Source organism: Niallia sp. FSL W8-0951 (assembly GCF_038006525.1).
In the GTDB taxonomy this organism is placed as follows: Bacteria; Bacillota; Bacilli; order Bacillales; family Cytobacillaceae; genus Niallia; species Niallia circulans.
The window spans coordinates 3,749,752-3,774,096 of sequence record NZ_JBBOVK010000001.1; the positions used below are offsets into that span (position 1 = coordinate 3,749,752).

Sequence of the window (24,345 nt, forward strand, 5' to 3'; positions counted from 1 at the left end):
TACGGTAAATAATGGGTTATTCCTATAAATAATTCCAAAAAAAGCGCTAATTACTACTATATTCAAGATTTTTGAAAAATTTCTAAAAAAAAATGCTCTCATTCCCTTTACTTTCTTCCAAATAAGCATAAAATGATTGTTATGTTTTCTATTTTTAAAATGTAAAGGGGAGTTTTACCTGTTGAGTGTTTCAACAAATAAAATACAAAATCAGTCTCTTTTTAATATATCTTGGCCACTGTTTATTGAACTTGCTTTACACATGGGTATGGGAGTAACTGCTACCTTAATGCTAAGCCATTATTCTGACAGCGCAGCTGCAGGTGTAGGAGTTGCCAATCAGCTTCTTGGGATTTTTATTCTAGTCTTTAATGTAACGTCTATTGCTGCCATGATACTAATCGGGCAAAAACTTGGGGCTAATGAGCTTAATCTTGCTAGAAGGTTTGCACGCTCTGCGGTTGGTTTAAACTTCTGGTTCGGCATAATTATTGCAGCCCTCGTTGTTATCTTCGGTGAACATTTATTACAACTTTTCGATATTCGCGGTGAAGTATTAGAATATGGATTAATATTTGTTCGTATATGTGGTGCGTCCCTCTTCTTAGAATCTCTCTCACTTGCACTTAGTGCCATATTAAGAAGTCATGGCTTTACAAAAGAATCCATGATTGTTAGTGTTTTGATGAATGTAATTAGCGTATCCGGTTATGCCATTAGTATTCTTGGTGTTTTTGGTTTACCTATCACAGGTGTCATTGGTGTTTCATGGACTATCGTTATAGCTCGTACATTTGCTGTGCTTGTTTTGCTTTATCTTGTTTATAAAAGAATTGCTTTAACCTTTTCCGTTAAGGATTTCATCAAAGTCAATAAACAAGATATTCGAGATATGCTCTATATCGGCATTCCTTCTGCGGGAGAAAATTTATCGTATCAATTTTCACAGCTTATGATTACTGCAATGGTTGCTTCTCTAGGAGATGCCTCCTTAGCAGCCAGAGTATATATTAGTAATATTTCCATGATCTGCTATTTATTTACTTTAGCAATTGCTGAAGGTACTCAGCTTCTGGTTGCACGTTATATTGGCGGGAAGCAGTTTGACCGTGCATTGAAACGAGGCATTAAAACACTTAGACTTGCCATGATCGTTTCATTAGCGGCAGCCCTTGTAATGGCATTAATCGGCCAGCCAATATTAGAGCTATTTACAGATAACTATGAAATTATTGCTATCGGGCTACCTATTCTCTGGGCAGTGGTCTTTACAGAACCAGGAAGAGCGATGAATATTGTCTTAATGAGTTCCTTAAAATCCTCCGGTGATGTTCGCTTCCCTGTCATTATTGGTATTATCTCCATGTGGGGAATTGCCGTTACGCTGAGCTATGCTCTAGGAATTACATTAGGATTGGGACTTCTTGGTATCTGGTTGGCTCAAGGGATAGATGAATGGTTTAGAGGAATATTTGCCTTCAGACGCTGGAAGTCAAAACCTTGGGAACGAGTGAAAGTTAATCGTTCGATTTCGGAAAGGTCTATGTAAAAGAGTGTTTTTACATAGACCTTTTTTTGGGTTTGGCTGATAAATTGTATTTTTCGCGAATTTTCTCTTCTTTTTCGCGAATTTCTCAAGTGTTTTCGCGAATACTTCCCCTCTTTTCGCGAATACCCTCCCCAATAATGTTCATATTATCCCCTTCTCCTACTTTTTCCCTAATTATTGAATTAATTATTGAAAAGCGCTTTCATTCCATTTATAATATCACTAAACCGGTTTACTAAATCGTTTTATGAAAGGTGAGATATAAATGTCTGCTATATATATCCCTTTGAACTCCTTTTTTGACGAAAAAATTGCAACGAAAGATTTACTTCAAGCCATTTCAATCATTGCAAAATCAAAAGCCTCCGGAATTGAAATTAGGAGAGAATTATTACATGAAGAGGAATTGCTAACAACCTTACAGCTTATACAGCCTATTCTCCAGCATTCTAACTTATTTACCGTTTACTCTGCTCCCATTCCAGTTTGGAACAATGCGGGTGCTGTAAACGAGCAAGCACTTCATACTATCTTGGAGGAGAGCAGGATTCTCTCAGCAAAATGGGTTAAGCTCCCCCTGGGACATTATTTGGAGAACAAATCAGAGCTGCACTCCTTATGGAACATCATCCAGAACTACCCTTCTCTTTCCTTATTAGTGGAAAATGATCAAACAATGGAAGGGGGAAAAATCCAGCCGTTAGCATCCTTTTTTGAAAACGCTTCTAATTTGGAGATGCCAATCAAAATGACATTTGATATAGGCAACTGGATAATTCAGGAGGAAGATGCATTGACAGCATTTCAAATTTTCCAACCATATATTTTTTATTTTCATTTAAAACATGTATTTAAACAAGGCAAGCATTTTTTTACCGATCCCTTACCACTTGATCCAAATGCATTTTGGCGAAAAATGGATTATTTGATTCCGGCTGCCATTCCGAGAGCATTGGAGTTTTCCTTGGAGAGATCAAGCTTGGAGATTAATAAATTTATAGAGATTGTCCATGCAAATCAAGGGAGGGAAAAATCACATGCACTCAATTGATGTCATTACATTTGGCGAGGCCATGGCAATGTTTATAGCCGACTCTTGCGGCCCACTACATGAGGTACAGCATTTTACAATGGAACTGGCAGGTGCGGAAACAAATGTAGCAATCGGCTTAGCTAAATTAGGATATAAAGCTAGCTTTGTAAGTAAAGTTGGTGCTGATGCCTTTGGAAAATTTATAACGGAAAACCTCCAAAAGAATCGAGTTCATATAGAACAAATCATGACAGATGCATATTTCCCAACTGGATTTCAATTAAAGTCACGGGTAACCAAAGGTGATCCAGAAGTCCAATATTTCCGAAAAGGCTCTGCTGCAAGCCATCTAGCTATCGCGGACTTTGATGAAGATTATTTTCAGAAAGCAAAGCATCTGCATATGACTGGGATTCCATTAGCACTTTCCTTGGAAACTAGAGATTTTGCTCAGCATGCTTTATCGTTTTTTAAAAGGGAGCGTAAAAAGGTTTCTTTTGATCCAAATTTAAGGCCAAATCTTTGGAATTCAGAAAAGGAAATGGTAGATACCATCAATTTCTTCGCAAAACAAGCGAACTATGTATTACCAGGATTAGAGGAAGGCATCAAACTAACGGGCTATCAAACACCTGCTGATATTGGTTCCTATTATTTAGACGCTGGCGTGGAATTAGTTATCATCAAACTTGGCGCGCGAGGTGCCTATTATAAATCCCCTACAGAAGAAGGAACCATCTATGGCTATCCTGTAGCAAAGGTGATTGATACAGTTGGTGCAGGGGACGGCTTTGCTGTTGGAGTAATAAGTGGGTTCTTAGAAGGTCTTACTGTAGAGGAATCCGTGCAGCGAGGAAATGCAATTGGTGCATTAGCTGTACAATCGCTTGGTGACAATACTGGCTATCCGGATAAACAAGAACTTAGGCATTTTATAAACAATCAATCTCAAAGGAGTGTACGTATATGAATACCCTTTCTAAAAAAAGATGGATTCGTCTTATCCCGATTGTTTTTATTACTTATAGCTTAGCTTATTTAGACAGAGCAAATTATAGTTTTGGAGCTGCTGGCGGCTTGGCAGAGGATTTAAATATTACTGCGGCTACCTCTTCTCTGCTTGGCGCGTTATTCTTTTTAGGATATTTCTTCTTTCAAATTCCAGGAGCTCATTACGCAGAGAATAAGAGCGCAAAAAAACTAATATTTTGGTCATTAATCCTTTGGGGTTTTTTAGCAACAGCCACTGGCCTCATTTCCAATGTGAACATATTATTCGTTATACGCTTTAGCTTAGGGGTAGTAGAAAGTGCTGTTATGCCTGCGATGCTAGTATTTCTAAGTCATTGGTTTACAAAGGCAGAGCGTTCTCGCGCAAATACCTTCCTCATTCTAGGAAATCCGGCAACCGTTTTATGGATGAGTATTGTATCTGGTTATATTCTTGAATCTCTCGGTTGGAGATGGATGTTTATATTAGAAGGTTTACCTGCCGTTATCTGGGCATTTTTATGGTGGAAACTAGTCAATGATCATCCGAAAGATGCAAAATGGCTTAACAGCGACGAAAAGGCTGCCATTCATCAAGCTTTGTTAGAAGAACAAAAAGAACTTAAACCAGTTAAGGACTATCGTGAAGCATTTAAGTCAAAGACTGTTATCCTGCTTAGTCTTCAATATGCACTTTGGAGTATTGGCGTATATGGTTTTGTGATGTGGCTTCCTACTATTATTAATTCAGCCCCAAATGCAAGTATTGTAACAACGGGCTGGCTTGCATCAATTCCTTATGTACTAGCATGTGTGTTAATGTTAGCGGTTTCTTATTTCTCAGATAAATATCAAAATCGCAAACTTTTTGTCTATCCATTTCTCTTAATTGGAGCAATTTGCTTCTATGGCTCCTATTTAATTGGCACAAGTAATTTCTGGTTATCCTTTATTCTCCTTTCTATTGCTGGAGGAGCAATGTATGCACCTTATGGCCCTTTCTTTGCGATTATTCCAGAAATCCTTCCTAGAAACGTCTCTGGCGGGGCAATGGCATTAATCAATAGTATGGGAGCATTAGGTTCTTTCGCTGGAGCCTATATCGTTGGCTATTTAAATGATTTAACTGGTGGTTTTGGAGCTTCTTATAATTTCATGGCAATATCCTTATTATTGTCAGCTATTTTAACAATTATTGCTACAAAAAAGGAAAAGAAGGTAATAGAAAAATTAGCACAGCAACCATTGCATGACTAATTTTTAAGCGTTTTCCTCTTTCGCTTTCTTGTAACGGTAGATTGTTTTATACTAAAAAAGAATCTATTAAAGTAGCGAGAGAGGAAAACAAATGGCGAAAGTAACCATGGCGGATGTAGCGAAATATGCAGGTGTCTCTAAAAGCACCGTTTCACAATATATCAACAAGCGTTATGAATATATGGGAGAAGACACAAGGAAAAAAATCAAAAGTGCCATTGAACAACTAGGGTATCATCCCAATTATATTGCACGGAGCCTAAAACAAAAGAAAACTTCTATGATTGGAATTATTGTTGCTGATATTGTCCATCGATTTTCGACAGAAATCTGCCGTTCTATTGAAGATTACTGTTTCGAACATGATTATCAGGCAATCATCTGCAACGCTGATAACAATCCCAAAAAGGAACGAACATATATAGAAACATTGCGTGCCAAACAGGTAGATGGTCTGATTATTTTTCCAACAGGGCAAAACACCGATATTTATGCCAAAATGATAGAGGAAGATTATCCCGTTGTCTTTATGGATCGAGATATTCCGGAAATAGATGCTCCTTTTATTCTATCCACAAATGTAGAATCAAGCTATCACGCAATTAAATTATTTTTGGAAAATGGGCACAGGAATATAGCTATTTTGACACAGCCATTAACTATTTCGACAAGAAAAGAACGAATTGAAGGCTATAAGAAAGCTTTGCTAGAAAACTCTATAGACATTTGCGAAGACAATATTATTAGCTCAGAAATAGAAAATGTGAAGAATGAATTACATCACCTATTTCAAAAAAAGAACCCACCTACTGCTATTCTAGCAGGTAATGATTTAGTGTTCTTAGAGACTTTAGCATTTTTACAGGAAAAGAAACTACGTATTCCTGAAGATGTATCCCTAATTGTTTTTGATAATTTTCCTTTTGCACATCTTTCTAATCCTCCAATGACTATGATTGCACAGCCTGCATTTGAAATGGGAAAAAAGGCTACGGAAATATTATTAAAACAAGTTAACAAGGAATATTTTAAAGTAGAAAAAATTATTTATCCTTGTGAATTAATTGTTAGACAATCCTCAATAAAGAAAATATAAAAGATCTATCTGAGAAGCGTTCCTTCTAAACTTATTGAGATGAGCAGAATGACGCTTCTATACTGTTCCATTAATCTATTAAAAATTTTTACCGTTTAAATAAACCGGTTTAGTATTGAAAGAAAGGACGGTTGACAATGATTATTCAATTAGCTTTGGACCGATTAACTATTTCTGAAGCAATTCGTATAGCCCAGTTAGTAGAAGCTGATATTGACTGGATTGAAGTTGGGACCTCTCTAATCAAGGAATTTGGAATAGACAGCGTCCGCCAAATGAGAAAAGCATTTCCTCATAAAAAAATCCTTGCTGACACGAAAACAATGGATAATGCGAAATATGAAGCAGAGATTAGCTTTGCTGCCGGGGCAGATATTATCACAGTTATGGGAACAGCCCCAAAAGTAACCATTGAGACATGTATGGAAGTAGCGAAAAAGAAGCAAAAAAAAGTAATGATTGATTTATTAAACACGTCCAGAGAACAAATGATATCACTTGCCACGATTAAGGATGCTATTTTTTGCTACCATATAAGTAAGGATGAGCAAGAATTAAATGGGAAAAGCGAATGGGAAACCGGCACTTTCTGCCTAACCCCAATTGCAGCGGCAGGCGGAATTACTATCGATTCTATCCCACAGCTTCAAAAAAGCGGCATCGATATAGCCATTATTGGCTCCGCTATTACGAAGGCTGCCGATCCAGCAAAGGTAGCAAGACAATTTAATCAGGAGGTATTATCCAATGAGTAGGCTTACAGCTATTCAACAGGAAATTCAAGTCGTTTTGTCACAAGTCAATGAGAACTTATTAATTGATACAGCCGCATTAATTAGAGAAAAAAGAAGAATTTTTGTCGTGGGAGAAGGACGATCTGGGCTCATGGCCAAATCCTTTGCCATGAGATTAATGCATTTAGGAGCAACCGTTTATGTAGTGGGAGAGACCATTACTCCTGCTCTTTCTTCTGAAGATATATTAGTCGCTATTTCTGGTTCTGGGAAAACAAAGTCTGTTATTTGGACGGCTGAAACGGCTCATAAGCTAGGGTGCACTGTGTTAGTCTTAACTACTGATCCTAGCTCTCCACTTGTGGAAGAAGCAACCCATACAATCTGCATTCCGGCAAGCACGAAATATCGGCAGGCAAATGAGATGAAGTCTATCCAGCCCTTAGGCTCATTATTTGATCAGTGTGCCCATATTGTCTTTGATACCATTTGTCTAAATTTTGCTGAGCTAAACGAGATTGGATTTGAGGAAGCCTTTAAGAGACACAGCAATATGGAATAATGGCTTGATAAATACCCGTAGAAGCGAGTGACTGTGTGTACGTGCTCCTTAGCGGGTATTTTTTATTGTGCCTCTTTTGAAGAGCATATCGGCTGTTTTTTATCATAAAAGAACAATCCTCTTATTATCACTGCTATTGTTTGCCCTCGCCAAAACACGAATTGACAATTGCTAAAAATGGTTAAATCACTCTACTCTTCTAGAATGGTCGATTCACGAACAATGAGCTTCGGCTCAAAAATATGTTTCCCTTGATTTTTGTTTCGTTCATTAATTTTTTTTAGGAGCATGCGTGCACAAGCCTCTCCCATTTCCATTAAGGGCTGCTTAATTGTGGTAATTTTCGGTGATGAGATTCTATCTAGAAAGACGCCATCAAACCCAGTTACTGCGTAGTCTTCTGGCACACTTTTCCCTGCCTTCTGGATTGCTCGAATCACCCCTGTTGCAATGCGGTCAGAAGCGCAAACAAATCCAAATTTACCATCATTCTTTGATAGGAATTCAGAAACCTTTGCCTCTGCTGCTCTTGAACTATTTGCTACTCTTATAATTTTTCCTTCTATAGCATTCTCAGAAATTGCATCTACGTACCCTGCCTCACGAAGCTGCCCAAAAGGCTCTTTCTCATCAATTCCGATAAAAATTAGCTGCTTATATCCTAGGTCTAAAATATGTTTAGTCGTAACGTATGTCCCTTTTTTGTTATCCACATCGACAAAATCAAATCCATGCAAATTCTCTCCAAATAATACAACCGGAATTGTTAATTTTTCAATAAAAGCATAGTCAGATTCACGCATACCCGTAACAATGATGCCATCACACTTTCCTATATTAAGCGATGTCCTTGTTACTAGCTGTAAGGAATAATGGTTCTTATCCAGCTCCCTGCTCATTCCCGTTAATAAATTCATATAATAAGGTTCAACCGTATCCATTTCTTCTAAAATCAGTAATTTAATCACTTGTGTTCGATTATTAACCAATGCTCTTGCCGCATAATTAGGAACATAATTTAATTCTTCCATTGCTTTATATACAAGCTGTTTTAATTCATCTGTTACCTGCTCGGGATGATTTAACACTCTTGAAACAGTCATCTTTGAGACATTTGCTTTTTTTGCCACATCTGAAAGTGTTGCCAATGGAACTCCCCCAGTATAAATTTAAATTTCTCTATCCATTAGATTACTAATTATTGAAAGCGATTTATTATACTACTTCATTTATTCTACAACAAATAATTATTCACTATTATATTTAAACTAAACTTTTTTATAAATATGCTTGATAAATAACGAAAATGGGTTGATAATAGAGGGGTGCAAACGTTTTCCTTTTATCTTTTTATATTATAATTGTTTTTTGCTAGATACTCAACTATTTAATAATGCAAACGATTGCGTAGAAAGGGAGATTTTATGTTAAAAGAAGCGATTTACCATCGGCCTGGCAATAATTTTTCTTATATTTATAAAGAAGATATGGTCCACATCCGTCTGCAGACGAAAAAAGCAGAAATGGAGTCTGTTCAGCTTATTTTTGGAGACCCTTACATTTTTGTGAATCAAGCTTGGCAATACGAAAAAGCTACCATGAAAAAAAGTGGCAGCACAGAACTTTATGATTATTGGTTTATTGAAATAAAGCCTGAGTATCGACGTTTACGCTATGGATTTGAGTTATCTTCTAAAGGCGAGACACTCATCTATACAGAAAAAGGATTTTACCAAGCAATTCCAACAGATGATACTGCCTATTATTTTTGTATTCCTTTTGTGCATAAAGAGGATTCTTTTTATGCTCCCGACTGGGTAAGAGATACGGTTTGGTATCAAATTTTCCCAGAACGCTTTGCTAACGGGGATCCTATGCTTAATCCTGCTGATACACTCGAATGGGGAAGTACAGAGCCAACCCCTACCAACTTTTTTGGCGGCGATTTTCAAGGTGTTATCGATCATGTAGACTATTTAGTCGATTTAGGCGTTAATGGTGTTTATTTCACTCCAATATTTAAAGCTTACTCTAATCATAAATACGATACAATTGACTATATGGAAATCGATCCCCAGTTTGGCGATAAACAGACGTTTCAAAAAATGGTAGATGTTCTTCATGATCATGGGATTCGAGTTATGTTAGATGCTGTTTTTAATCACAGTGGTTATTTCTTCCCTCAATGGCAAGATGTCATGGAGAAGGGGGAGGAATCTATCTATAAAGATTGGTTCCATATTCGTGAATTCCCGATTCAAACAGCACCAATTCCAAACTATGATACTTTTGCCTTTACCCCGTTTATGCCAAAGCTAAACACAAGCCATCCAGAAGTAAAAGAATATTTATTAGAAGTTGGCCGATATTGGGTAAGAGAATTTGGCATCGATGGCTGGAGACTGGACGTTGCCAATGAAGTAGATCATCCATTTTGGAGAGATTTCCGCACAGAAGTGAAAGCATTGAAGCCCGATGTGTATATTCTTGGAGAAATATGGCATGACTCTATGCCTTGGCTGCAGGGAGACCAGTTTGATGCTGTCATGAATTATCCGTTCACAACAGGTGCTGTAAATTTCTTTGCGAAGGATTCGATTACTTCGACAGAGTTCAAACATACGATTACCAATGTCCTTCATATGTATCCAAGTAGTGTTAATGAAGTATCTTTTAATCTATTAGATAGTCATGATACGCCTCGTATTTTGACACTTGCAAATAATCGAAAGGATAGAGTGAAACTACTTTATTTATTCCTTTTATCTTTCACAGGAACACCTTGTATCTACTACGGCGATGAAATAGGAATGGATGGTACACAGGATCCAGGCTGCAGAAAGTGTATGGTGTGGGAAAAAGAAAAGCAAGATCTTGACTTATTTGCCCATATTCAAAAATTGATTTCACTTCGTAAAAACCATCCGGCATTTGGTAACAAAGGATCATTTATTTTCGTAGATTCAAATAATAATAATATTACAATGTACCAAAAAACATACAAAGAGGAACATATTATTTTCTCTATTAATAACACAGATCAAGAACAAACTTTCACGATTCCTGTTGAAAATATCGATAATAAAAATGTTCAAGATCTCTATCATGATAAAGAGATTATTTGGAATCTAGAAAAAGAATTAACATTGTCTCCAGGTGCATTTTCAATTTTACAATTCAAGGTAAAAAGCTAACACCAGCCTTCTTTTAAAAAGCGCATTCCTCCTGTGCTATGCAAGGGAATACGCTTTTTGTTATTGTTATTAACTTGGCTGGGGCTTATATGCGTTGAATATCATTTTTTCTGGCTTTTATCGCTCACATGAACGCCATTTTTTTCGGCTACCCCTCTTTTTCTGGCTTTCATCTCTCTTAGAATGCTACTTTTACTCCCTCTCCCCAAAACAGCACTTTCCCCAGCCAAATAAAAAAGAACAGAGCGCACCACACACTCCATTCTCTTGCCACCCTATTATTCCCCTAACTTTTCCTTTAAGCGTTCAAGGGTTATTTCTGCTGTACTTCCGACTTGCCAATCTGCTAATTTCATGCGGTCAGGGGTGCCAACACCAACTGCAAACATATTTGCTCCCTTTATTGCTTGAATGCCAGCTTCCGCGTCTTCCACTCCCACACATTCACGCACTTGTAACTGCAGCTGCTCTGCTGCTTTTACAAAGATTTCTGGATCAGGCTTCCCTTTTTTTAATTTTCCGGGATCAACGATGGTATCAAAAAAGTTTGTTACTTCTAAACGATCTAATATCACTGGACCATTTTTGCTTGCAGAAGCAAGGCCAAGTTGTAAACCAGCTTCTTTGCATTCTACCAAGAAGTCTTTTATCCCAGGCAATAAATCATTCGGGGTAATTTCTTTAATTAGCTCTTGATAATAGGTATTTTTATCATGTGCCAGCTCTTCCACTTGCGCGTCGGAAAATTGCCCGCGAATTCCCCCATGATCTAGTATTTTATATAAAGAGTCCATGCGGCTAACACCTTTTAATTCTTCATTAAACTCACGATCAAAAGGAACAGCAATGGCCTCAGCTGTTTTCTTCCACGCTAAATAATGATATTCTGCAGTGTCTGTAATAACTCCGTCTAAATCAAAGATAATTCCTTTTAACATATTCACGTCCTCCTATGAAAAAGGAGCCGCGCTTCCTTTATTCTAGCGCCTTTCTCTAGCAATAGAATAACAATCAATCAACGGCTCCCTTCTGCTAACTAGCTACTTCTTTCCAACAAACTCTTTTTCTAATAAAGTATCTTTTCCATATAACTGAATCTTTAACGCATTCCCAGACAGAAGCTCTAATTTCACTTCCTCTGAAGTCGTCGTGACTCGAATTAATCGATTTCGATAATTGATTGTAAAGGTGTAGCTATTCCATCCTTTAGGAACAAACGGTGCAAAGGAAAGAATTCCTGTTGCTGTGCGCATTCCAGCAAAACCGTGGACAATAGCCAGCCAGCTTCCTGACATACTAGTTATATGCAATCCATCTTCTGTATCGTTATTATAATTATCAAGATCTAATCTTGCCGTGCGCTGATACATCTCATATGCCTTTTCCTCCAGCCCGATTTCTGCTGCTAAAATAGAATGAACACAAGGGGAAAGACTTGATTCATGTACAGTCATTGGCTCATAAAAATCAAAGTTGCGCTTTTTCTCTTCTAAGCTAAATTCATGATTTAAGAAGTACATCCCTTGTAAAACATCGGCCTGCTTAATAAAACAAGAACGCAAAATTTTATCCCAAGACCAATTTTGATTAAGTGGTCTCTCTTCTTTTAAGAGGGTATCTACAGTCTGTAAATCCTTATCAAGGAATGTATCGTGCTGAACAAAGATTCCCAATTCTTCATCTACTGGGAAATACATCTTGTCAATGATTTCTTGCCATTTTGCTAATTCACTTTTGCCAATATTTAAATCTGTTTTTCTTTTTGAAGTTGTTTTATCAAGTAATTCTAAAGTATATCTTAATGTCCACGTCGCAATCTTATTCGTATACCAATTGTTATTTACGTTATTCTCATATTCATTTGGTCCTGTTACTCCATGTATCATGTATTGATCATTTTTTTTCGAATAATGTACGCGATCTGCCCAAAAGCGGCTGATTCCGACTAATACATCTAATCCTTCATTTAATGCATAGGTTTCGTCACCTGTGTACGTTGTGTAATTAAAAATAGCATGGGCAATGGCACCGTTACGATGAATTTCTTCAAAGGTAATCTCCCATTCATTATGGCACTCTACCCCAGTGAAAGTTACCATTGGGTATAATGCACCTTTCAGTCCCTGCTGTTTGGCATTATGCTCCGCACCTGGCAGCTGTTGGCGGCGATAACGTAATAGCTGCTCAGTTACTTTAGGCTCTGCTACAGCCAAATACATTGGTACGATATATGCTTCTGTATCCCAGTAGGTTGCTCCCCCATATTTTTCTCCTGTAAAACCTTTTGGCCCTACATTGAGACGCGCATCGTCCCCATAGTACGTAGAGAATAATTGAAAAATATTGAATCGGATTCCTTGCTGCGCTTCTTCATCCCCATCAATTTGAACATCCGCCTTTTCCCAGCGGGCTGCCCAGGCAGCAATATGTTCTTCTTTTAAGGAATCATATCCTTTTTCTCTCGCTTGTTTTGCTAACAGATCAGAAACAGCCCCTAATCTTTCTTCTTCCCAATCACGAGAGGTCGAAACCGCTACATACTTCTGGAGGTGGAGTGTATCCCCTTGTTTAAGCTTATTGTTATATGCATTGGCAACAAACATCGGCTTTTCATTGTAAGAAGTCACTTCTAAGTGATTTATGGTATTTGACATCGAAGCAGATACTGCAAATCTTGGTGTTCCAAAAGGATTATCAACCGTTTTCATTATTAGATTGGCAGCATTAGCTTCTACTTTTCTGCCAGTCTCTTCCCAGAATTTCTCTTCATAGTTGGAATCTTCATTAGTCACATCACCATCTAAATATGGAACTAATTCAATCTTATGCGCTCCTGTTAGCGCTGTTACCTTTATATCTATTGCACAAACTTCTTTTGCAACAATACTTAAAAAGCGCTCAAACTTAAACTGGATTTGACTTTCTCCTTTGTGGAGGATGAAGCTTCTTCTTAAAATGCCTTCCTTCATATCTAGCTCTAGGTGAAAATCAGTAATGTTTTCCTTATACAAATCTACTTTGGTGCCGTCTACATAAATATCTACACCAATGAAGTTCAGCGCATTGATCACTTTACCAAAATATTGAGGATAGCCATTTTTCCACCAGCCAACTCTTGTTTTATCAGGAAACCATACGCCTGCAATATACGTACCTTGATGAAAATCCCCAGAGTAGCCTTCTTCAAAGTTTCCCCGCATCCCCATATAACCATTTCCAATGGAGGTTAGGCTTTCCTGCAGTCGCTTTTCTTTTTTTTCCAACTTATTTGATATTAGCTTCCAGCTGTTTATTTCGAAAAGACGCTTATTTGTCATAATCTTCTCTCCCTATGCTTTATCTGAGTCTACCTTTAATCTTTTTTCTTTAAAACCTGTTCTAAAAAATGCAAATGCAATCATTAATACCGTTCCAAGTCCTTGTATCATGATGAAGGTTGCAACATCAAATTGAATAAATCCATAGATTACAGCTAATATGGTTGGCAGTCCTGCTGCATTAAGGACGATGGTTGCTGCCTCTTTAAAGGTTCTTATATCGGTAATATTGGATTTCTTTGTCAGCCATAATACGAATGACATAAATAGAAATTGCACTACATTCATCGCTGTATAAACACCAGCCAGTAATAGTAACAGGATTGGCAGAAGGAAGGCTTTGTTCTGCACATACCATAATGTTCCGATATATTGCAGGACATCTTCCTTGTTTTCTATTTTGAAAGGATATTTCTCCTCATTCATTGGGTAGTACAATTGAAACCCAAACCCATTTTCTTCGGCAACTACAGCATAGTCCTCTTTAAAAACAATGGCGTTTGCATATCCTTTTATACCAATTGTCTGGTCTTCTCCAGTCAGCTGATATTTATTATCTTTATCAATCGCAATCACATTTCCGCCTGTCTCTTCTGTATATTGACTGTCTATTCCCACTAACTTGCCGTTCTTAACTTGTTTAGAAGACAATGAATCGGCAAAGTCAGCTGTGATTAATTCAGCTGTTTTTGGAAACAAAAACTCAAATGGGAAGTTTGTTAGTTTTGCCATTTGAATAGAGGTTGGCATCATCATGCAGGCAATTAAGAAAATAAAAAGGAAAATCATTTTCGGCCATGTTAATAGATTCTTACCCTTAAATACATTTGTCGGTGTAATAATAGACTTAAAATATTGCATCAAAAATGGTTCCGACTTCTTCATTGTAATCCCACTCTCTTACTTAAAATTCTTCGTTGTTTTCTTTCTATCCTAAAGACGCCCGCCCCACTAATAGCAGACGTCTCTATCATTTCTTCTCTTGGTCATTGATTAGCCTTTTGATCCACCGCTAGTTAAACCAGATACAAAGTTCTTTTGCAGGAAGAAGAATAAGACAACAATTGGTAATGCTGCGAGAACCGCCCCTGCCGCAAATAGCGCTACCTTTTGTTCACGCGGGTTGGAAATTAATGTTTGTAACCCAACCGCCAATGTTAATAATTCGTTGGAGCGTAATAAAAACTTAGATAATAAGAAATCATTAAATGGTGTCATAAATGCCCATAAAGCTTGAACAGCAAGCATTGGGCGCACCAGTGGTAAATTAATTTGTACAAAGATTCTTAAATGACCTGCTCCATCAATTCTTGCACTTTCGTCAAATTCACGCGGAATGGTATCAAAATACCCTTTCATTAACCATACGTTCATCGGAATACCACCACCGATATAGATTAATGATAGCAGCCAATAAGAATCAATTGCTCCAAGTACTGTCGCTAGTACGTAATAAGCCGTTAATGCTGCCATTGTCGGAACCATTTGAATAACGAGGAAGAAAATTAAGCTATATTTTCTTCCAACAAAGCGATAGCGGCTGAATACATATCCAGAAAGAGTTACCAATGTTACTTGCACAACCATTACTGCAACCGCAATAATAATCGTATTTTTATACCAGCTTAAATAATTCGTTTCGCTAAAAAGTCTTTGGAAATTATCAAGTCCCCAGTTTGCATTCAATTTCAAAGTAAATGCCGCCATATTAGTAGCTTGAAAGGCACTTGATGCCGTTACTAATAATGGGTAAATGATTACTATTGATAGGATTCCAAGAAAACCGTACGTTAATATTCTATTGATAAGTCGCGATGCTTTCATGCTCATCCTACATCATCTCCTCATTGCCAAAAGCATTTGTTTTCTTAAATGTTATGAGTGATACTGCAATTACAATTGCGGAAATAATCAATGTTACCGCTGCTGCAACTGCATATTGCGGTGCTTGCCCTGTTGTTAATTTATAAATCCACGAAATGAGGATATCTGTCGATCCTGCATTCCATCCAATACTTCCTGGACCACCTTCATTAAACAAGTAGATGATAGAGAAGTTGTTAAAGTTAAATGTATACTGTGTGATCATAACTGGCGCTGTTGCAAAAAGGATCATCGGTAGTGTGATATTGCGGAATTGCTGCAAAGCAGTTGCTCCATCAAGGTTGGCTGCTTCATATAAATCATCTGAAATAGATTGCAATACTCCTGTTACCATTACAAAAATATATGGGAATCCAAGCCAGCCTTGGATCATAATAAGTGCTGTTTTTGTCCAAGCCGCATCTGTCTTCCAAGAAATTGCCGGTATGTCAATGAACGGAAGATGATTAATCAATGGGATTACTTGTGCGTTAATAGCACCGATACTGTCATTAAACATATTAGAGAATCCCATGATAGAAATAAATGCCGGTACAGCCCATGGCAATAAGAAAAGAATTCGGAAAAATGCTTTCCCTTTTACATGCTTCTGATGCAGCACAACAGCAGCAACGACACCAAGAACGATTTGTAACGTAGTTGCCCCAAATGTCCAAATTAATGTCCAAACAAGGATTTTCATAAATGTTGCACGATAAGAACTTAAGAAAAAGATGTTGGTAAAGTTCTCAAAACCAATCCAATCAATCAGCTTAAATGGCGGTATATGTTGAAAATCATAGTTTGTAAAAGCGATAAATAATGTCACTAATACCGGAAAAATAATGATAAAAGCCATTAAAATATAAGACGGGAATGTAAAGATATAAGGGAATCCTTGCTCCCAAAGATTTTTCAATATATCTACCGTCTTCGTATTGATTTTTTCTCCTCTATCTCTTAATGCTCCTATCTTACGAGCATCAAAAATATTTAATATATAGAAGAAGAGAAAGATAACAGTTAAAATTAACTGTAATGTTCCTTTAATCATTAGGAATAACGAGTGATCATCACGAGGTATACTTCCTAATGTTATTAAGCCTTCTAAAGCCTGAAATCCAGTTAATGCCATCTCTATTGCAAAAACGAAGAAGAGAGCAAAAAATACTATTCCTTTAAATGCTTGTTTATTATAAAACTGACCTAACCCAGGAATAATGGATAACAGGGATGCTTTCTTTTTATGATTTCTTTCATTTTGACTCATTGTGGGCTATCCCCTTTCTATAAAATTGCATATTGTTGCATAATGGTAATTTATTGATTTACCAAAAAAAATCATCACTCGCCCAACTTTTTTTGATAAACCAACTTGTTTTGTAAGTGTTTTCAATGCAAACGATTGCGTTATGGAAAGACGAAATTTCTAATTATCAGCTATGACAATTAGAAATTTCGACTAAAAGGGAGTGGAATATCTCCCTTCCTTTAAGCTACCTTATTTATATTTTTGATCAATCGATTCTTTAATATTTTTCACTGTATCTTCTGCAGATTGTTCAGGTGTTTTCGCACCAGAAACTGCATCAAACATTAGATATTGTCCGCCATCCCATACTTCAGCCATTTGTTGAATATTAGGCATCGGAGAAGCGTTTTCAAAGTTTGCAATAACTGCTTGAGCTAATTCATTATCTGCTGGTACCGCTTTACGTGCAATTGTGTTTGCAGGAACTTCGTTTGTAGCTTCAAAGAATTTTGTTGAATTATCAGCATTCCCCACATACTCTAACCATTTTGCAGCTAATTCCGGATCTTTCGCATAAGAAGAAGCTACCCAAGCCTTTCCTCCACCAAATGCAGCAAATTTTTCACCGTTTGGTAATGTAGGGATTGCACCAACTCCATAATTAACGCCATTATCTTTAAAAGTTGCTGCCATCCATGGACCATCAATAATTACAGCTGTTTTACCAGTAGTAAACATTTCTGTGATAAAGTCACCAGAACCGGTTACGTCCTGCATACCTTTAGGCCATTGATCATACCAAGTCTTTGCATATTTAATGGCATCGATTGTACCTTGGTTGTTTAAACCAATGTCAGTTGGATCTGTTCCTTCTTTTCCAAATGCATATCCACCATATCCAGCAACTAATCCATAACTAAAATAGAAGTCCGTCCACTTCGCTAAGAAAGCTGTGTTTTTGCCAGACTCAGCTTCAAATGCATACTTGCTATCTTTTGTTAATGCTTCTACCTCTGAGAAATCTTTAGGCATTTCTTTAATTAAATCTTTATTATAGAACCCTACTAAAGTTTCGATAACAAATGGTGTTCCATATTGTTTGCCATCAAACGTTACTAGTTTTTCTTCCGTTTCTGTAATTCCTTCAGGCTGTGCTGTTACTTCAGCTAAATGCCCTTGGCTTCCCATTGAACCAACACGGTCATATGGTGCGATAAATACATCTGGACCAGTTCCAGCAGGACCATCTAGCGCTAATGCGTCAGCTTGATCTGTCATCGCCATTACGACAACTTTTACTTCAGCATTATTTTTAGATTCAAAATCGCCTTTGATACTATCAATATATTTTTTATATCCATCTCCATCTACTGACACAGTTAATGTTTGTTTTCCGTCAGAAGATCCGCCTTTTGAACTTTCTTTCGTATCATTGCCGCCACAAGCGGTTAAAGAGAATGCAGTAAGTAACGCTACTCCTGACATTAATAGTTTTTTATAACTCTTCATGAAATTTTCCCTCCTTATTTATCTCACATTCTTATTGTAGATTTGAAACCGTTTTAATGCAATCGCTTTCTCTGTGTTACCGATAACAGAATGTAACATAAAAACATAACAATGAATAAATTACGCTATTATTGGGTAATGTCCGTAAAAGTATGTATAATTTTATGGACCAATAGAATTTGATTACCTTTGTCCGATCCTTTTTTATTAGCTTTGAGAACCTCTCCATGTACAAATAATGGAACGCAAACTAAAAAAGAGTCGAAGTTATCCCTCCTAAGGGATACTATTTCGACTCTTACTTATTAAAATTTTATCCTCTTACTCTTTTCAAAGAAACTTTCCCCATATTAAGCTTAGAGAAAACAATTGTCAGAATAAACGGTATAACAATTGCGAGCACCATTGCAATTAAAAATGTAGGCATATGTTCTGCTTTGATAGATAAAAATCCTGGCAATCCTCCTACCCCAATAGAATGAGCCATAACTCCTGATCCAACTGAGATAACTGCTGCCACCATCGAACCAATCATGGCCGCTAAGAATGGGAAGCCATATTTTAAATTAATACCAAACATGGCTGGCTCTGTAACGCCTAAGTAACAGGAGATTGCCGCTGGAACGGATACTTGTTTTTCTTGTTCGTCTTTACGATTTAAATAAATCATTGCTAATACTGCTGATCCTTGGGCAATGTTGGATAAAGCAATCATCGGCCATAGATTTGTTCCATCAAATACACTCATTAATTGTAAATCGATAGCATTTGTCATATGGTGTAATCCAGTAATAACAAGTGGTGCATAAGCAAAGCCAAATATGGCCGCAAATAACCATCCTACCGAAGAAGTTAGTCCAGAATAGACAACATCAGAAATGGCAGAACCAATCGTCCATCCAATTGGGCCTAATACGGTATGGGCAATTAATACAGTTGGTACTAATGCAAAGAATGGCACAAAAATCATCGAAATCGCATTTGGAATGATTTTACGCAAACGCAGCTCTAGAAATGAAAGCAATAGACCTGCTAAAATAGCGGGAATTACTTGAGCTTGATACCCAATCATGTCTACTTTTGCAAACCCAAAATCCCAAAATGGAATTTCTTCTGCTCCAGCTACTGCATAAGCATTTAATAATTGCGGCGACACGAGTGTAATTCCTAATACAATTCCAAGAATGGGGGTTGCACCCATCTTTCTTGCAACTGCCCATGTAATTCCGACAGGCAAGAAGTGGAATATCGCTTCTCCTATTAACCATAAAAAGCTATTTGTTCCAGCCCAGAACTGTGATACTTCTACTAAAGTTTTGGTTCCGTCCTCCACTAATTTAATTTCGCCAATAACATTACGAAAACCTAGAATTAATCCTCCAACAACAATAGCTGGAATGAGCGGAGTAAAGATATCTGCTAAATGGGCAATCATTCTTTGCAGAAAATTCATGTTTTGTTTCGCTGCCTTTTTCGCTTCATCCTTAGAAGTATCACTTACTCCCGCAATAGCGATAAACTCATTGTAAAAAGATGAAACTTCATTACCAATGATAACTTGGAATTGTCCTGCTTGAGTAAAAGTTCCTTTTACAAGCTTGATTTTTTCAATGCTGTCAATATCAGCCATAGATGGATCATTTAAAACAAAGCGCATTCTTGTCGCACAGTGTGTCACTACAGAAATGTTTCCGCTTCCACCAACATGCTCAAGAAGTTCTTTTGCCTGTTCTGTATACTTCCCCATCGTTCTTCCCCCTTTTGACTATACTATCCTGTATTTATTAAATCGATTATAATTCCTATTGCATAATCAATACATGTATATACAAGTGTTGATTACGTTTTCATTATAGTTGTATATACAGGTAGTGTCAATACAATTAAAATAAATATTTGAGATTAGGGAGAAAGAAGTTATTTGTCCAGGTTTTCCTATTTAAAAAAAACAGATCCCTACAATTTATTCATTTCTATTGGTGTACATTCCCGAAGATATGAATAAATGTGAGACCTGAACTGCCAAGACCTATATAAATACAGCAATACAAATAGCAATAACCAGCATCATACTAAAATATAAATAATCAAATAATATAATAGAAGTTTTTTGAAAATATGTCCTATCTCTTTCTCCAGTAAATCCTCTTACTTCCATTGCCATCGCCATTTGCTCGGAACGGCGAATTGCCTGCGTTAACAAGGGAACTGCATAGCGAAAGAACGCCTTCCAGGTTCCGCTATGTTTATAACCCCGGATCCTATGTGCTTCCTTTAATTGGGCAAGATCTGATTGGAACATCGGTATGCAGCGAAAACCAGCCATCATTCCATATGCCCATTTCGGAGATAATTTCCATTGATGGATAAGACTCATCATTAATTCGTATAAATTCGTGGTGGTTGTAAAAAGCAATCCGATTGTCACAAATGCTAGCATCCGCATGGCAATAAGCAAACCACTATTGATACTTTCTTCGGTTACTTGAAACCAAGCCCACTTCCAGACGACTGTTTCTCCTTTTCCAAACGCCGCTAACATCCAAAACGTAAGCATAAAAAAAATAGAATATGGGAGAAGCACTTTAACAAGAAATTTCCCCTTCCATCCTCCCAATGTTAAACCAAGTATTAACACATACAGCCAAATTGCTGCAGTCGAAAATACGCTTTGAATCGTCATTAAAATAACCATTAATATAATATGGGTCATTAATTTCATCGCTGGATTAAGATGTGATAGATAAGACTCGTTGCTTTTGATTGTCTTCACCCTCCTTTAAATCAGCGATTAATTGATAATGAATAGGAGGGATAATAGCTAGCCTTTTACAAAGCTCTTGATTCGAAAAAAGTAGATACGGCTGACCAGCAAAAGCCAGCTTCTTTTGTTGTAAGACAACGACTTTGTCTGCAAATTGATCCACTATATCCATATCATGTGTAACCATAATAATGGAAGTTCCCTCTTTCTTTCTTTTTTCAAGAACCTGTAATAAATCATGCGACGATTTTGCATCTTGCCCAAAGGTAGGTTCATCTAATAGAAGAATATCTTGATCTAATAACAGCATCGTAGCTACACTTAATCTTCTTTTCTGCCCAAAGCTAAGGGTGAAAGGATGTTGATTTTGATAAGGCTCTAATCCAAATTCCTGCAAAAGCTCTGTCGTTCTTTTATGAATAGCCGCTTTATCCCATTGATATTGAAGACCGGAGAATGATATTTCATCAAAAACCGTTTGAGTAATAAATTGCAGCTCAGGGTTCTGGAATACAAACCCTAAGTGCTGATACAGCTCTCTGTCTTTCCACTTTTTCAAATCCTTCCCATGAAAGCGGATGTCTCCTTTTTGGCTCTTTTTAAGATGAGCAAGCAGCTTTAAAAAGGTGCTTTTTCCCGCACCATTATTGCCAATAACAGCAATCCATTCTCCTTTATTTACGGTTAACTCAATGTTTTCTAAAATGTTCTCTTTAAGGTAAGCTGCTGTTAAATTGTTCACTTCCAGAATAGGGTCGGGTTTTATTTCCAGAGCCGCTGTCCTTTTTCTTTCATATGCCTTAATTAATTCTAGTCTTCTCGAATGATTTTCATTTTGGATTATATCCTCCCACTTATGTGGAAAAACTTGTGGAAGCCATATACCTGCCTCTTGCATCTCCGCTTTATATTGTTTAACTACCATAGCTGGGGTGCCGTCAGCAATTATTTGCCCTTTTTTATTGAAAAGAATGACACGATCCATCCATTCGATACAGCCATCTAACACATGCTCTACCATTATCAGTGTTTGCCCAGTTCCAGCTGCAGTATCTTTCATTACTTCAAAGACTTCTTTTCTACCTGCCGGATCTAGCTGTGCTGTTGGTTCATCTAAAAAAAGCACCTCTGGCTCCAATGCTAAAAGGCAGGCCAGTGCTAGACGCTGTTTCATTCCCCCTGAAAGATTTGCAATAGGAGTATGTGGCTCTATTGTTAGTCCTACCTTTTCAAGAAGTTCAAAAATAATAGCATCCATTTCTTCCCTGGGTACCTTTCTATTTTCGAGACTAAAGGCAATTTCTTCATCAACATGCTGCATGCAAAACTGGGTATCAGGATTTTGGAAAAGAACCCCTGTGCTTTTTCTCCTAATCACTTCTCCCGATACATATGCTTCAATATGTTCTGGAATAATGCCCGCTAAAACAGATAGAATAGTAGATTTTCCACTGCCGCTTGGACCTAGGATTAATACTTTTTCTCCTTGATTAATATGTAGTGTCACTTCTTGGAGGACAGGTTCCTTATCCTCCAAGAAGCGCACAGACAGATGGTTACATCCTAACAATGAACTCATCATTACTCTCCTTTTTTCGATTCACTTTAGAAATCGCATAGCCCTTTAAGACTCCTGTTTTTCCCAGCCCCTCTACAATTGCCTTTGCTAATAGTCCACCCAAAATAAGACCACTTATTACTTGAATAACAAAGGTTAATATAAGTGTTGTCGTCGTATAATAGGAAAAACCATTTGCTAGAAGGCTATAAAGCATGCTTCCACAAGCAGCCAACCCTCCAGATAACATTAAGACAGAAACATGATATTTTTTATAACGGAATATCGCAAATGCTATTTCTGCCCCGACTCCTTGGAATACGCCGATCAAAAGGGCTGATAAACCAAAGTGACTGCCAATCAAGAGCTCGACCGAAGCTGCTACTACCTCTGCTATTAAAGCAGCTCCTGGCTTCTGCAGAATAAAAGCAACTATCGGGCTGGCTATCACCCATATGCCAAACATAAAGTTAGCACCAACAGGGCCGACAAGCGCTGAGATAGGGAGCCATAAAGTGGACCAGCCCATATAGAGAACACCGCATGCCACGGCAATCACTACTAGTAAGACAACCTCTTTAACTTTCCAGTTCATATAGACACCTCAAACGTCTTTACTGGCCACTCCTCCACATGGTATGCCATATCCCAAAACTTATATTCTAGCTGACAGCTTAATAAAAAGTATTCCATTAACTTTTCCTTCTGTTCTTCATTAAGTGTTTCAGCAAGTTCATCTAATCGCTGACAAAGCGGAGTAGTAACTGTCATAGGGCCATCCCCATAAAAATGGATCCAGTCATAAAAAGGATGGCTACTATCTGGGTTTACCTCTTCTAAAAGTTTTTTCCCGATTTCTACATACGTCCATGGGCAAGGTAAAAGCACCGCGATAATATCAGCAATTCCACCTTGATGTGCAACTGTTAGCATATGGCGAATATAATGGTGAGCAGAGGGAGCTACTGGGAATCCTTGTAGGTCTTCGTATTTAACACCTGCTACCTCGCAAAAATTATTATGAGGATGTATCTCACTATGAAGCACAAAGGAAATTTGGTTATTAAATAGCTCCATGTCTTTTCTGTTCGTGCTTTTTGAAATCGCCAATCCATAAATTTTCATAAAAGCATTTAAATATTCAAAGTCTTGTTTCACATAATGTATAAGCTGCTCTTTCTTTAAATCCCCTTTACCAATTCCTTGCACAAATGGATGTTCCATAATCGCCTGAAAGATTGGTTCAGCCTGTGCACGTAATTTTTGTGAAAAACTCATTTCCATTTCCTCCTTCTTTTGTTCCTGATAATTTTTGCTGAAAAGGAAAATATGGAGTAACTTTGCTATACAAAAAAGCCACTCCAAAAATGGAGTGGCTTTATAATGAATAAATAAAACACTAATATTCAATGGGCCGACTCCACTTTCCTACGCTAGTATGAACTAGATCAGGTTCAAAGGGTCCAAATAATCTTGTCTCAGCCAAAAAGGCTCCCCTAGTGGATTTTCCTATTCAGTTACTTACTACATTACCGAATAAATATAATTTTTGTCAATCATTATTCACCGATACTTTTTGATTATTCTGTTTATCCTTCGTTTCAAAAGGGAAAATTTTATAATATAAGCGAAATGTAATCGATGATTTTTTAGAAACTTTCACAAAA

General features: G+C 37.3%; 20 protein-coding genes and 1 riboswitch. Of the genes, 8 read left to right on the forward strand and 12 right to left on the reverse strand.

Annotated features, from left to right (window positions below; translation table 11 throughout):
- Positions 1 to 181: 181 nt before the first annotated feature.
- The 7 genes from NSS71_RS18310 to hxlB all read left to right on the forward strand — a co-directional run bounded on the left by NSS71_RS18310 (position 182) and on the right by hxlB (position 7,221).
- Positions 182 to 1,549 carry an MATE family efflux transporter gene (locus tag NSS71_RS18310; protein WP_047940852.1) on the forward strand — a complete coding sequence of 456 codons (1,368 nt, stop codon included), beginning with the start codon at positions 182 to 184 and terminating at the stop codon, positions 1,547 to 1,549.
- A 265-nt stretch (positions 1,550 to 1,814) separates the two neighbouring features.
- On the forward strand, positions 1,815 to 2,600 hold the full coding sequence (locus tag NSS71_RS18315) for a hypothetical protein (RefSeq protein ID WP_053215589.1): 786 nt from the start codon (positions 1,815 to 1,817) through the stop codon (positions 2,598 to 2,600).
- Positions 2,587 to 3,552 (forward strand): sugar kinase, encoded by a 966-nt coding sequence (locus tag NSS71_RS18320; RefSeq protein ID WP_047940853.1) that lies wholly within the window; start codon positions 2,587 to 2,589, stop codon positions 3,550 to 3,552. Before NSS71_RS18315 ends, NSS71_RS18320 begins: the two co-directional genes overlap by 14 nt.
- Positions 3,549 to 4,829 (forward strand): MFS transporter, encoded by a 1,281-nt coding sequence (locus NSS71_RS18325; RefSeq protein ID WP_047940854.1) that lies wholly within the window; start codon positions 3,549 to 3,551, stop codon positions 4,827 to 4,829. The genes NSS71_RS18320 and NSS71_RS18325 overlap by 4 nt, the downstream gene beginning before the upstream one ends.
- A gap of 91 nt (positions 4,830 to 4,920) precedes the next feature.
- Positions 4,921 to 5,925 carry a LacI family DNA-binding transcriptional regulator gene (locus tag NSS71_RS18330; RefSeq protein ID WP_047940855.1) on the forward strand — a complete coding sequence of 335 codons (1,005 nt, stop codon included), beginning with the start codon at positions 4,921 to 4,923 and terminating at the stop codon, positions 5,923 to 5,925.
- Positions 5,926 to 6,062: 137 nt separating this feature from the next.
- Complete coding sequence (hxlA, locus tag NSS71_RS18335) at positions 6,063 to 6,680, forward strand: 3-hexulose-6-phosphate synthase (protein WP_047940856.1); 618 nt, start codon at positions 6,063 to 6,065, stop codon at positions 6,678 to 6,680.
- Positions 6,673 to 7,221, forward strand: coding sequence for a 6-phospho-3-hexuloisomerase (hxlB, locus tag NSS71_RS18340; protein ID WP_341151898.1), 549 nt, complete (start codon positions 6,673 to 6,675; stop codon positions 7,219 to 7,221). Before hxlA ends, hxlB begins: the two co-directional genes overlap by 8 nt.
- A 191-nt stretch (positions 7,222 to 7,412) precedes the next feature.
- On the opposite strand, the gene NSS71_RS18345 is transcribed toward hxlB, so the two are convergent.
- Positions 7,413 to 8,369: a LacI family DNA-binding transcriptional regulator gene (locus NSS71_RS18345; RefSeq protein ID WP_047940858.1), complete on the reverse strand. Its 957-nt coding sequence runs from the start codon at positions 8,367 to 8,369 to the stop codon at positions 7,413 to 7,415.
- Between the two features lie 276 nt (positions 8,370 to 8,645).
- Here NSS71_RS18345 and NSS71_RS18350 point away from each other — a divergent pair, with 276 nt between their 5' ends.
- Complete coding sequence (locus NSS71_RS18350) at positions 8,646 to 10,415, forward strand: glycoside hydrolase family 13 protein (RefSeq protein ID WP_341151899.1); 1,770 nt, start codon at positions 8,646 to 8,648, stop codon at positions 10,413 to 10,415.
- A 278-nt stretch (positions 10,416 to 10,693) separates the two neighbouring features.
- Here NSS71_RS18350 and pgmB read toward each other — a convergent pair whose 3' ends face one another.
- The 11 genes from pgmB to tenA form a co-directional block, all read right to left on the reverse strand.
- Complete coding sequence (gene pgmB, locus NSS71_RS18355; protein ID WP_047940860.1) at positions 10,694 to 11,353, reverse strand: beta-phosphoglucomutase; 660 nt, start codon at positions 11,351 to 11,353, stop codon at positions 10,694 to 10,696.
- A gap of 102 nt (positions 11,354 to 11,455) precedes the next feature.
- A complete protein-coding gene (locus NSS71_RS18360) occupies positions 11,456 to 13,732 on the reverse strand; it encodes a glycoside hydrolase family 65 protein (RefSeq protein WP_341151900.1) in 2,277 nt (758 codons plus the stop codon).
- 12 nt (positions 13,733 to 13,744) lie between these two features.
- Positions 13,745 to 14,617, reverse strand: coding sequence for a DUF1189 family protein (locus NSS71_RS18365; protein WP_251687837.1), 873 nt, complete (start codon positions 14,615 to 14,617; stop codon positions 13,745 to 13,747).
- Between the two features lie 108 nt (positions 14,618 to 14,725).
- Positions 14,726 to 15,562, reverse strand: coding sequence for a sugar ABC transporter permease (locus NSS71_RS18370; protein WP_061796960.1), 837 nt, complete (start codon positions 15,560 to 15,562; stop codon positions 14,726 to 14,728).
- A 1-nt stretch (position 15,563) separates the two neighbouring features.
- Complete coding sequence (locus tag NSS71_RS18375) at positions 15,564 to 16,865, reverse strand: carbohydrate ABC transporter permease (protein WP_341151901.1); 1,302 nt, start codon at positions 16,863 to 16,865, stop codon at positions 15,564 to 15,566.
- Positions 16,866 to 17,096: 231 nt separating this feature from the next.
- Positions 17,097 to 18,356, reverse strand: a complete 1,260-nt coding sequence (locus NSS71_RS18380; protein WP_061796964.1) for an extracellular solute-binding protein — start codon at positions 18,354 to 18,356, stop codon at positions 17,097 to 17,099.
- Positions 18,357 to 18,669: 313 nt separating this feature from the next.
- Positions 18,670 to 20,103 (reverse strand): PTS system trehalose-specific EIIBC component, encoded by a 1,434-nt coding sequence (gene treP / locus NSS71_RS18385; protein WP_095320417.1) that lies wholly within the window; start codon positions 20,101 to 20,103, stop codon positions 18,670 to 18,672.
- Positions 20,104 to 20,385: 282 nt separating this feature from the next.
- Positions 20,386 to 21,120: an energy-coupling factor transporter transmembrane component T family protein gene (locus NSS71_RS18390; protein ID WP_095258348.1), complete on the reverse strand. Its 735-nt coding sequence runs from the start codon at positions 21,118 to 21,120 to the stop codon at positions 20,386 to 20,388.
- Positions 21,086 to 22,699, reverse strand: coding sequence for an ABC transporter ATP-binding protein (locus NSS71_RS18395; protein WP_336044699.1), 1,614 nt, complete (start codon positions 22,697 to 22,699; stop codon positions 21,086 to 21,088). Before NSS71_RS18395 ends, NSS71_RS18390 begins: the two co-directional genes overlap by 35 nt.
- The gene (locus NSS71_RS18400) at positions 22,677 to 23,273 is read right to left on the reverse strand and encodes an ECF transporter S component (RefSeq protein WP_047940868.1); all 597 of its coding nucleotides are present in this window, start codon (positions 23,271 to 23,273) and stop codon (positions 22,677 to 22,679) included. The genes NSS71_RS18395 and NSS71_RS18400 overlap by 23 nt, the downstream gene beginning before the upstream one ends.
- On the reverse strand, positions 23,270 to 23,956 hold the full coding sequence (gene tenA, locus NSS71_RS18405; RefSeq protein ID WP_047941041.1) for a thiaminase II: 687 nt from the start codon (positions 23,954 to 23,956) through the stop codon (positions 23,270 to 23,272). The genes NSS71_RS18400 and tenA overlap by 4 nt, the downstream gene beginning before the upstream one ends.
- A 130-nt stretch (positions 23,957 to 24,086) precedes the next feature.
- A riboswitch (TPP riboswitch) is annotated at positions 24,087 to 24,186 on the reverse strand.
- Positions 24,187 to 24,345: the final 159 nt, after the last annotated feature.